A 530-nucleotide genomic window follows, 5' to 3' on the forward strand; every position below is an offset into this window, starting at 1 on the left:
ATCGCGCGACGGCGGATGCAGTGGACGAAGTATCGGGGCCGGATTGATCCCACGCGCCTGGTCTTCATTGACGAGACCTGGACCAAGACCAACATGTCGCCGCTAAGGGGCTGGGCGCCGGTGGGACAGCGGATCAAAGCGAAAGTGCCGCACGGCCACTGGAAGACCATGACCTTCCTGGCCGCGCTGCGCCGCGATCGCGTCGACGCGCCTTGGTTGATCGACGGACCGATCAACGGCGAGAGATTTCTCCTCTACGTCGAGAAGGTTCTCGCGCCGACCCTCCAGCCGGGGGATATAGTCATCATGGATAATCTCGGCTCGCACAAAGGCAAGGCGGTGCGTCGCGCCATACGCGCCGCCGGCGCAAGGCTCTTCTTCCTGCCGAAATACTCGCCCGATCTCAATCCGATCGAACAGCTCTTCTCAAAACTCAAGCACTGGCTGAGAAAGGCAGCAAGCCGCACCGTCCAAACCGTCTGCGACGCGATCGGCCAAATTCTCAACCGCATCACATCCGCCGAGTGCTC

1 protein-coding gene is annotated in these 530 nt (G+C 61.5%); it reads left to right on the forward strand.

The genetic code is table 11. The annotated features are described in order from the left end of the window. Positions 1 to 530 (forward strand): IS630 family transposase (locus ACWUKX_RS31010; RefSeq protein ID WP_456010464.1); only part of this gene is annotated, 530 nt, incomplete at both ends.

This window comes from Mesorhizobium sp. f-mel, from assembly GCF_053850215.1.